The organism is Paraburkholderia sp. Ac-20347, from assembly GCF_017104805.1.
Classification (GTDB): Bacteria; Pseudomonadota; Gammaproteobacteria; order Burkholderiales; family Burkholderiaceae; genus Paraburkholderia; species Paraburkholderia tropica.
Genome location: NZ_JAAGPN010000312.1, coordinates 1 through 8,482, shown reverse-complemented (window position 1 = coordinate 8,482; position 8,482 = coordinate 1). Strand labels below are relative to the sequence as shown.

Below are 8,482 nucleotides of genomic sequence, written 5' to 3'. Positions count from 1 at the left end.
GTTCGCGGTCCTCGGCCGTTTCGCCCGCGAGCGCGCGTTGATGCGGCGTGCGTCCCATCGCGACGACTTCCGCGACGCTCAGGCCGAAATCGTCGGGTGCGTCCTGCAGCAGCACTGCGATGCGCTGCGCGCTCCAGCGCGCGCTCTGCACCCAGACTTCGTCGCCGTCGAGCGTGATCGCGCCGCGTTGCGGCTTCGCGTAACGAAACGCGCAACGCAGCAGGCTGGTCTTGCCGCTGCCGTTCGGCCCGATCAGACCGACGAATTCGCCTGGCTTCACGTCGACGTCGATGGCGTGCAGCAGCGCACGCGCGCCGCGTTCATCGTGTGGCGACCAGTCGAGTCCGTCGATCTGCAGAGACGTCATGATTCGGCATCCTGATGAAATGAATCAGAAACTCAACGTGACCGTGACCCAGCCCGAGCGCGGTGCGCCCAGCAGCCATTCGCCGCCGTCGTTCTGCGTCGTCACCGCGTAGGTGCGGTTCGTGAGATTGCGCAGATAGAGCGCGAGCGTGAGGTTGCGCGTGGCGCGCCACGACGCCGAGGCGTCGATCAGCGTGTAGCTCGGAATCGACACGGTGTTCGCCGTATCGCCGTAACGGCGGCCCACGTAATGCACGCCCGCGCCTGCGCGCCAGCCCGGCATGAAGGCCCAGTCGAGCCACACGTTCGCGGTCTGCTCGGGAATGTTGTACGGCACGTTGCCCGCGCGCGACACGCTCTGGCCGTTCACGCTTTCGTTGAAGTCGTCGTAACGCGCGCGCAGGAACGAGGCGTTCGCGTCGATCGACCAGCCGCCGCCCAGTTGCAGCGCGCCCGTCCATTCCACGCCGCGCGACGACTGCTTGCCGACCTGCTGCGTGAGATCGGGATTCGACGGATCGGTGCTCAGCAGATCGCGCTTGACGATCTGATAGAACGCGAGCGTCCACGACGCGCGTCCGCCCCACAACTGCTGCTTGACGCCCGCTTCCCATTGTTCGCCGTTGGCGAGCGAGAAGTTGCTGCTCGACTTCGAGAGCGTGACGAGCGAGCCCACGCCCTCGGCGCCCGTGGTGTATTGCGCGTAGACCGAGAGATCCGGCGTGAGCGAGAACACGAGGCCGGTGCGCCAGCCCGTGTGTGCGAAGGTGCGATCGAACGACGACGCGGGACCGCTGACCGTCGCGAAGGTATCGCGGTGATAGTCGATATGGTCGTAGCGCAGGCCCGCGACCCACGCGAGGCGATCGGTCAGCTCAAGGCGGTTTTCGGCGTACACGGACGCCTGGCGCGTGCTGGTGCGATATTGCGGCACGGTCGGATCGGGGCTCGCAAACACGCCCGGATCGAAGCCGTATTGCGGCACGATCGACGAACCGTCATAGGGCGAATTGCTGGTGTCGAGAAACGAAATCTGATTGAAATCCGCGCCGACGACGAGGCGGTCCTGGCGGCCGAGCAGATGGCCGTCGAAGGTCGCGTCGAGCGTATCGCCGACCTGCCGTTCGTGATGAAGGATTTCGAGGTAATCGCTGCGCTGCACGTTGCCGTCGCCCATCAGTGTGTAGCTTTCGCTGTCGCGCCAGTGGCGGTTCGTGACCAGATAGTAGAGCTGGTTGCGCACGGTGATGCCGGGCGCGGCGCGCCATTGCGTGTTCAGGCGCGTCCACTGGTCGAAGTACGCGATCGACGCATTGCCGACGTTGTAATTCTGGCGTTCGAGCGCGGGATCGAGCTGACCGTCCGTCACCGGCACGCCGAAATAACGCGCGGGCATTTGCCGGCCGTAGTCGTAATCGAGCGTGAACGAGAGACGCGGATTCACGTCCAGACGCAGCGCGCCGCCGAGCGCGGTCGTGTGCGATTCGCCGCGCGGCAGCCAGCCGTTGTTGCGGTCGTCGGCGAGATAGAAGCGGTAGGAAAGCATCGGGCCGAGCGCGCCGGTCGTGTCGAGCGCCACGCGTTTCTCGCCATAGGTGCCCGCGCCGAGCTGGATCGTCGTCGCGTAGTCGCGTTGCGGCGCTTTCGGCACGACGTTGATGACGCCGCCGATGCCGCCTTCGCCGTAGAGCACGGTGGCCGGGCCGCGCAGCACTTCGATGCGTTCCGCCGACCACGTGTCGAACGGGAACGACACGGTGCCCGCGCCCGCGTACATGCGCAGGCCGTCGTAAAGCGTGGTCACCGATTCGGGGCCGCTGAAGCCGCGCACGGAGACCGAGGTGCCGCCGTTGCCGGGCGCGGCGTCGGTGGCGAAACCGGCGGCGCGCGTGACGGCCTGGGTCACGTTGTTGTCGCCGCGCGCGCTCAGTTGCGCGCTGCCGATGGCGTCGACGCTCGCGGGCGTGTCGAGGCTGGAGAGGCCGAGGCGGCTGCCGGTGCTGAGCGGCGTGGTGAGGTCCGGCTTGCCGGACGACGCAGCTTGCGACGACGCGGCGTTCACGCGCACGGCGGGCAAGGTCGATGACGAAGCGGTTGACGACTCGGTTGACGACGCGGCATCGACGGCCGAAGCGCTGTCGCCTTCTGCGAAAACGTGAGCGGCGTGAGCGAGGCAGGAGCAGGCGAAGGCGCCGTGCACGGCGAAGCGCCGGGCGCTCGAAAGCGGTGTGGATACGTCCATTCTTATACGGTGTGCGTTGTTGTTATGCGAGGCATGCGGGGCGCGCGGCGTGCGAGCGCGTACGCAGGCCCGCGTCGAGGCGATCGACGCGAAAGCGAAAAGCGGGCAGCGAAACGGAGTGCGGCGCAGCGACGAACGCCTAGCGGACCAACGTCAAGCCGACGCCGACGCGCGAATGAACGTTCGAGACGAGGAACGGGCGGCGAGCGAACGCGCGCCGCGAGGTGTCCGGTGCAGACATGCTGATTTCTCCAGGGGTTTCGCGCCCCGAAAATGCGATTGATGTGCGCCGATGCCCAGGTCTGACTTTCGGCGCGAAGGCCGATCACAGTGGCGCGACCGCGCTGGATTTGCACCAGCTTCCGGACATGGCGACAGAATTGTAAGGCACGCGGCCCGCCCGGTGGCCTGATTCCTTCGTTGCCGGTTCTATTGAGAATGTTATAACATAACATTTATTCGGGCCAGCGCCCCGATCCCCACACTCGTCGAAGGAGTCATCCGATGGATTCACGCTTGCCGGTCACCGTGCTGTCCGGTTTTCTGGGCGCGGGCAAGACCACGCTGCTCAACCACATCCTGAACAACCGCGAAGGACGGCGCGTCGCGGTCATCGTCAACGATATGAGCGAGGTGAACATCGACGCCGCGCTCGTGCGCAACGGCGGCGCGGAACTCTCGCGCACCGACGAAAAGCTCGTGGAAATGAGCAACGGCTGCATCTGCTGCACGCTGCGCGAGGATCTGCTGCTCGAAGTGAACCGGCTCGCACGCGAAGGGCGCTTCGATCAGCTCGTGATCGAATCGACGGGGATCTCGGAGCCGCTGCCGGTGGCCGAAACCTTCACGTTCGCGGACGAAAGCGGCCAGAGTCTTTCGGACGTCGCGCGCCTCGACACCATGGTGACGGTGGTCGATGCGTTCAATTTCATGCGCGATTACGGCTCGCAGGACAGCCTGCAGACGCGCGGCGAATCGCTCGGCGACGAGGACACGCGCACGGTCGTCGATCTGCTGATCGAGCAGGTCGAGTTCTGCGATGCGATCGTGCTCAACAAGGTCGATCTGATCGACGACGCGGGGCTCGAGCGGCTGACGGCGATCCTGCGGCGGCTCAATCCGCGTGCGCGCATCGAGGTCGCGCAGTTCGGCCGCGTGCCGCTCGATCGCGTGCTCGATACGCGTCTGTTCGATTTCGAGGAAGCGTCGAAAGCGCCGGGCTGGCTCGCGGAACTGCGCGGCGAGCACACGCCGGAAACCGAGGAATACGGCATCACGAGCTTCGTGTGGCGCGCGCGCAGACCGCTGCATCCGCAGCGTTTCTGGGCGTTGATCAACTCGGAATGGCCGGGCGTGGTGCGCTCGAAGGGCTTCTTCTGGCTCGCGAGCCGGCCGACGCACGCGGCGTCGTGGTCACAGGCGGGCGCGGTGTGCCGCCACGGCATGGCGGGGTTGTGGTGGGCCGCGGTGCCGAAGCATCGCTGGCCGACCGACGAAGAGTCGCTCGAATTCATCGAAGGCAACTGGGACGAGAAAGTGGGCGATGCGCGCCAGGAACTCGTGCTGATCGGCATGGAAATGGACGAAGCGGGCTTGCGCGCGCGCCTCGACGCCTGTCTGCTCACCGACGCCGAAATGGCCGAAGGGCCGCAGGCGTGGATCGCGTACCGCGATCCGTTCCCGGCGTGGGGCGACGCCGCCGATGAAGCGGACGCCGCCGACGCCGACGAGCTGCACGCGTAGCGCGCGCGTTTCGTTTAACTGTCCGATGCGTCCGTCGAGATCGTCACGCTTTCCCACGCGGCGATCTCCTTCTCGAACGCGGCGAGCTTGCCGCGCACGAGGCCGAGCGCATCGGTGCCCAGCAACAGATGCGCGGGCGGCGTCTCGGACTCGATCGCGACGAGCATCGCGCGCGCCGCCTTGCGCGGATCGCCGAGTTGCTTGCCGCTCTTTTCCTCGCGCGCCCGGCGGATCGGATCGAAGATCGCGTCGTAATCGGCGATCGAGCGCGGCGTGCGCTGCATCGAGCGGCCCGCCCAATCCGTGCGGAACGAACCCGGCGCGACCGCCGTGACCGCGATGCCGAGCGGCGCGACTTCCTTGCCGAGCGACTCGGAAATGCCTTCGAGCGCGAACTTGCTGCCGCAGTAGTATGTGATGCCCGGCATCGTGATGTGGCCGCCCATCGACGTGATGTTCAGGATGTGGCCGCGGCGACGCGCGCGCATGAAGGGCAGCACCGCCTTCATCATGGCGACCGCGCCGAATACGTTGACGTCGAATTGCCTGCGCATTTCATCGAGCGACGATTCTTCCATCACGCCCTCGTGGCCGTAACCGGCGTTGTTGACGAGCACGTCGATCGGGCCGACGCCCGATTCGATTTCTGCGACGACGGCGTCGATCGCGTCGAACTGCGTGACGTCGAGCACGCGCGCCACGGCCCGTGCGTGCAGTGCCTCGAACTCGCTCTGCGCCTGCGCGCTGCGCACCGTGCCGACGACGGTGTGACCCGCCGCGAGCGCCTCTTCCGCCAGGGCGCGACCGAACCCGCTGCTAACGCCCGTGATGAACAGAATTTTGCTGGATGCCATTTTCGTTTCTCCCGGTTTGTGACTGATGCATGCATACTAGTCTTGATACCGAGACCGGCTAAGGCCAAATTCACGAATATTCTTGCCTGAAACTATGAATGCCAAGCGCACCCCTTCCCGCCAGACCGAGCCGGTCGGCGCGGCCGAAAGCACGGAGGAAAGCACCGAGGAAAGCACGATCGCGTTGCTGCGCGCCCTCGCGCCCGACGAAGGCTACAACCTCACCGCGTTGCCGAGCGTGCGCGTCCTGCGCTCGAACCGGCCGCTTGCGCGCACGCCGGTGCTCTACGATCCGGGCATCGTGATCGTCTGCCAGGGCCGCAAACGCGGCTATTTCGGCGATCAACTTTATCTTTACGACGAGCGCCATTACCTCGCCGTGTCCGTGCCGGTGCCGTTCAATATGGAAACCGAGGCGAGCGAGGCGCGCCCGCTGCTCGCGCTGTATCTGCACCTCGACTTCACGCTGGCCGCCGAGCTGGCGATGCAGATCGACCGCGCGGGTCCGGCCGAACCGGTGCAGCCGCCGCAAAGCATGATGTCGACGCCGATGGACGACGCGATGCAATCCTCCGTGCTGCGGTTTCTCGAAGCGCTGAATCGTCCGCTCGAAGCCGCCGTGCTGGGGCCGAGTCTGCTGCGCGAGCTGTACTTCCGCGTGCTCACGGGCGCGCAAGGCAGCTCGATGCGCGAGGCGCTGTCGACGCGCGGGCAGTTCGGGCGCATCGGCAAATCGCTGCGGTTGATTCACGCCGGTTATGCGCAGGACCTCGACGTGACGCAACTGGCCGAGGAGGCGGGCATGAGCGTGCCGAGCTTCCACAGTCACTTCAAGGCCGTCACGCAGGTTTCGCCGATGCAGTACGTGAAGTCGACGCGGCTGCATCAGGCGCGTCTGCTGATGGTGCGTCAGGATCTGACTGCGGAGGCCGCGTGTCATGCGGTCGGTTATACGAGCGCGTCGCAGTTCAGTCGCGAATTCAAGCGTCTGTTTGGTTTGTCGCCGGCCGCGGAAACGAAGCGGATGCGCGAGAGTTTCTCGATTCCCGAAGCATTCGACGATGCGGTGTTCGTCTCGTCGCATTGAAGCCGACGCACGCAACGGCTTGAACGACGAATCGCCGGACCGGCACAACCGCACCGGTCCGGCGAATCGATTTACGAAGATTTAGCGCGAGAATTACGGCGCCGCGACCCCGAGCATCGTCGGCGTGTACGACGTGTAGAAGCTCGAACCGGCCCAGCTATGCGTCGGCTCGTTGTAGAGCGCCGCGCCTTGCGTCCAGTTCGCGCCGTTGTGCCAGTCGCCGCTGCCCGCATACTGCGCGACAGCCGGATACGGATAGACCGGGCGGCTCGCTGTGACCGCGTTCGACGAATCGGTCTGATACGTCATCACCGCGTTCGGCGCCGTGCCGTGCTCGGCCCAGGCCGTGATCTGCGAAACGAGGTCGATGTTCGGGAAGCCTTCGCCGCCGCCGCAATGACCCACGCCCGGCACCAGATACAGCCGCGCGAAATCGTTCACGGTCGATGCGCCCATCGTGTTCTGCATCGCTTCGTAATACTGGATCGTGAACAGCGGCGAGATATGCTGATCGGCCCAGCCGTGCCACAGAATCAGCTTGCCGCCCGCCTTGTTGAAGGCCGAGAGATCCGGATTCGTCGCGTCGTTCAGCGGGTGATTCGCCTGCAGATAGTTCGTGTAGAAACTCGCGTCCTTGTAGCCGAAGGTGTCGACGGTCGGCATCGTCGGCGAGCCGGTGAAGATCAGGTTGTACGCACCCGACACGATCATGTAGCTGAAGAGGCTCGTCACGGGCACGGGCGCGTCCGTCGAATTCGTGGTCGGCACTTCGACGCCCACCCAGTTTTCTTCCGAGCCAGGTTGTGGCGAACCGGACAGCATGCGCTCGCCCGTGGTGGCGTCGACGGGACCGCCGTAGATCTTGCTCGCGGTGCTCACTTCGGCGGCGGTCAGGCAGTTGCTGGTGCTGGTCGCGCCGCTCGCGCATTGAATCGATGCGGGGTCGAAGTTGCAGGTGCGCGGATCGGCGATCAAGCCGTCGGGCACGCCTGCCTGTCCGCCGCACGCGGCCACGACGGCCTTGTGCAGCACGAGCGCCTTGTCGGCATACAGGATGGCGTTGCCGGTGCTGTCGCCGGTCGTGCTTTGCGACTCCACGCTCCAGCCGTGATACAGCGAATTCTGGATCTGGAAGTGCGCCGCCGGTGCGCCCGCGACGATGCCGTTGTAGTCGGTCGGATAACGTTGCGCGGCCATCAGCGCTTCGCGTCCGCCGTCCGAGCAGCCGATGAAGTACGCGTACTTCTGCGCCTGGCCGTAGTAGGCCTTGATCAGCTTTTCAGCGGTGAGCGTGGTGATGTGCTGGCCGCGATAAGCGAAGTCGGCGCGTTGCTGAGCGTTCTGCGTCCACGTCGTGCTGTTGCCCGAGTGGCCCATGTCGGTCGCCGCCGTCACGAAGCCGCCTTCCTGCACGAGCGGGCAGGTATAGCTGAAGCTGAACGAGCTTTGCTGCGTGGGATCGCTGAGCGTGCCGCAGAGCCCGCCGCAACCCAGTTGCGCGAAACGCTGCGTCCAGCTGCTGACCGGCAACGCGACTTCGAAGCTGTTCGACGGCGCGAGCGTGCCCTTCACGGTGCAGAAGTTGACCTGCGCGCCGTTGATGGTGGCGGTCGTCACGGCAGCCGAGGTGATGGTGCTGCCCGAGCCGCCAATATCGGTGATATCGACTGCGGTGAGCTTGGCGCAATCGGTGATCGGCGCGACGACCGCCAACGGCGCGTTGGCCGTGGCCGTCGAGCCGGTATCGACGTTGCCGCCGCTGCCGCACGCGGCGAGCACGGCCGCGCCGAAGCCGATCGCGATGAGCGTGAGCCAGGACGCGACGCGTGTGCGTGCCTGGTGAAAAGGTTGGAGCAGGCGCTGCCGGTGTCGTGCTCTCATGTTTCGTCTCCTGGTGTTGTCGTCGTTGAATAGCCGGTGTTTGTCTGTTCGTTCTGGAGGCGCAGTCGGGTTCGTTCTATCGATTAGCAATCCTGCTTAAATCGTCTGGAGAGATCGTGTGGCGATGCGCGATGGCGTACGACGTTGCGTCGTGCATGGCGCCTTCGTAAAGCGCGACGGCGCGCGGGATTCGCTGATGGGGCGAACGATAGCGAGAAGCGATGCCCGCAAAAAAGGGTGGGTAAACCATAGAGACTTGCGCCGCTGCCGGTCTGTAGCGAAGGTCACGACGATGCGCGGCGGCTAGTC

7 protein-coding genes and 1 riboswitch are annotated in these 8,482 nt (G+C 65.5%); of the genes, 2 read left to right on the top strand and 5 right to left on the bottom strand.

Features of this window, described 5'->3' with window-relative positions; all coding sequences use genetic code 11:
- Both G3N97_RS33685 and G3N97_RS33680 read right to left on the bottom strand, forming a co-directional pair.
- Positions 1-367, bottom strand: a 367-nt coding sequence (locus G3N97_RS33685; protein WP_205997211.1) for an ABC transporter ATP-binding protein, incomplete at its 3' end; no start/stop codon positions are given.
- A 24-nt stretch (positions 368-391) separates the two neighbouring features.
- Entirely contained in the window at positions 392-2,608 is a 2,217-nt protein-coding gene (locus G3N97_RS33680) for a TonB-dependent receptor (RefSeq protein WP_205997210.1), read from the bottom strand.
- A 242-nt stretch (positions 2,609-2,850) separates the two neighbouring features.
- A riboswitch (adenosylcobalamin (AdoCbl) riboswitch) is annotated at positions 2,851-2,998 on the bottom strand.
- A gap of 114 nt (positions 2,999-3,112) precedes the next feature.
- Between G3N97_RS33680 and zigA the strand changes: the two genes are divergently transcribed.
- Entirely contained in the window at positions 3,113-4,351 is a 1,239-nt protein-coding gene (zigA, locus tag G3N97_RS33675) for a zinc metallochaperone GTPase ZigA (protein ID WP_205997209.1), read from the top strand.
- A gap of 14 nt (positions 4,352-4,365) precedes the next feature.
- On the opposite strand, the gene G3N97_RS33670 is transcribed toward zigA, so the two are convergent.
- Positions 4,366-5,205, bottom strand: coding sequence for an oxidoreductase (locus G3N97_RS33670; RefSeq protein WP_205997208.1), 840 nt, complete (start codon positions 5,203-5,205; stop codon positions 4,366-4,368).
- Positions 5,206-5,287: 82 nt separating this feature from the next.
- Between G3N97_RS33670 and G3N97_RS33665 the strand changes: the two genes are divergently transcribed.
- On the top strand, positions 5,288-6,292 hold the full coding sequence (locus G3N97_RS33665; protein ID WP_241031001.1) for an AraC family transcriptional regulator: 1,005 nt from the start codon (positions 5,288-5,290) through the stop codon (positions 6,290-6,292).
- A gap of 93 nt (positions 6,293-6,385) precedes the next feature.
- Here the strand turns inward: G3N97_RS33665 and G3N97_RS33660 are convergent, their stop codons facing one another.
- Both G3N97_RS33660 and G3N97_RS33655 read right to left on the bottom strand, forming a co-directional pair.
- Entirely contained in the window at positions 6,386-8,173 is a 1,788-nt protein-coding gene (locus G3N97_RS33660; RefSeq protein ID WP_205997207.1) for a tannase/feruloyl esterase family alpha/beta hydrolase, read from the bottom strand.
- 76 nt (positions 8,174-8,249) lie between these two features.
- Positions 8,250-8,482 (bottom strand): hypothetical protein (locus tag G3N97_RS33655; RefSeq protein ID WP_205997206.1); only part of this gene is annotated, 233 nt, incomplete at its 5' end.

Excerpts from the sequence above, each read along its gene's own strand:
- zigA (WP_205997209.1), top strand. The coding sequence starts at position 3,113 with ATGGATTCACGCTTGCCGGTCACCGTGCTGTCCGGTTTTCTGGGCGCG.
- G3N97_RS33660 (WP_205997207.1), bottom strand. The coding sequence starts at position 8,173 with ATGAGAGCACGACACCGGCAGCGCCTGCTCCAACCTTTTCACCAGGCA.
- G3N97_RS33680 (WP_205997210.1), bottom strand. The coding sequence starts at position 2,608 with ATGGACGTATCCACACCGCTTTCGAGCGCCCGGCGCTTCGCCGTGCAC.
- G3N97_RS33670 (WP_205997208.1), bottom strand. The coding sequence starts at position 5,205 with ATGGCATCCAGCAAAATTCTGTTCATCACGGGCGTTAGCAGCGGGTTC.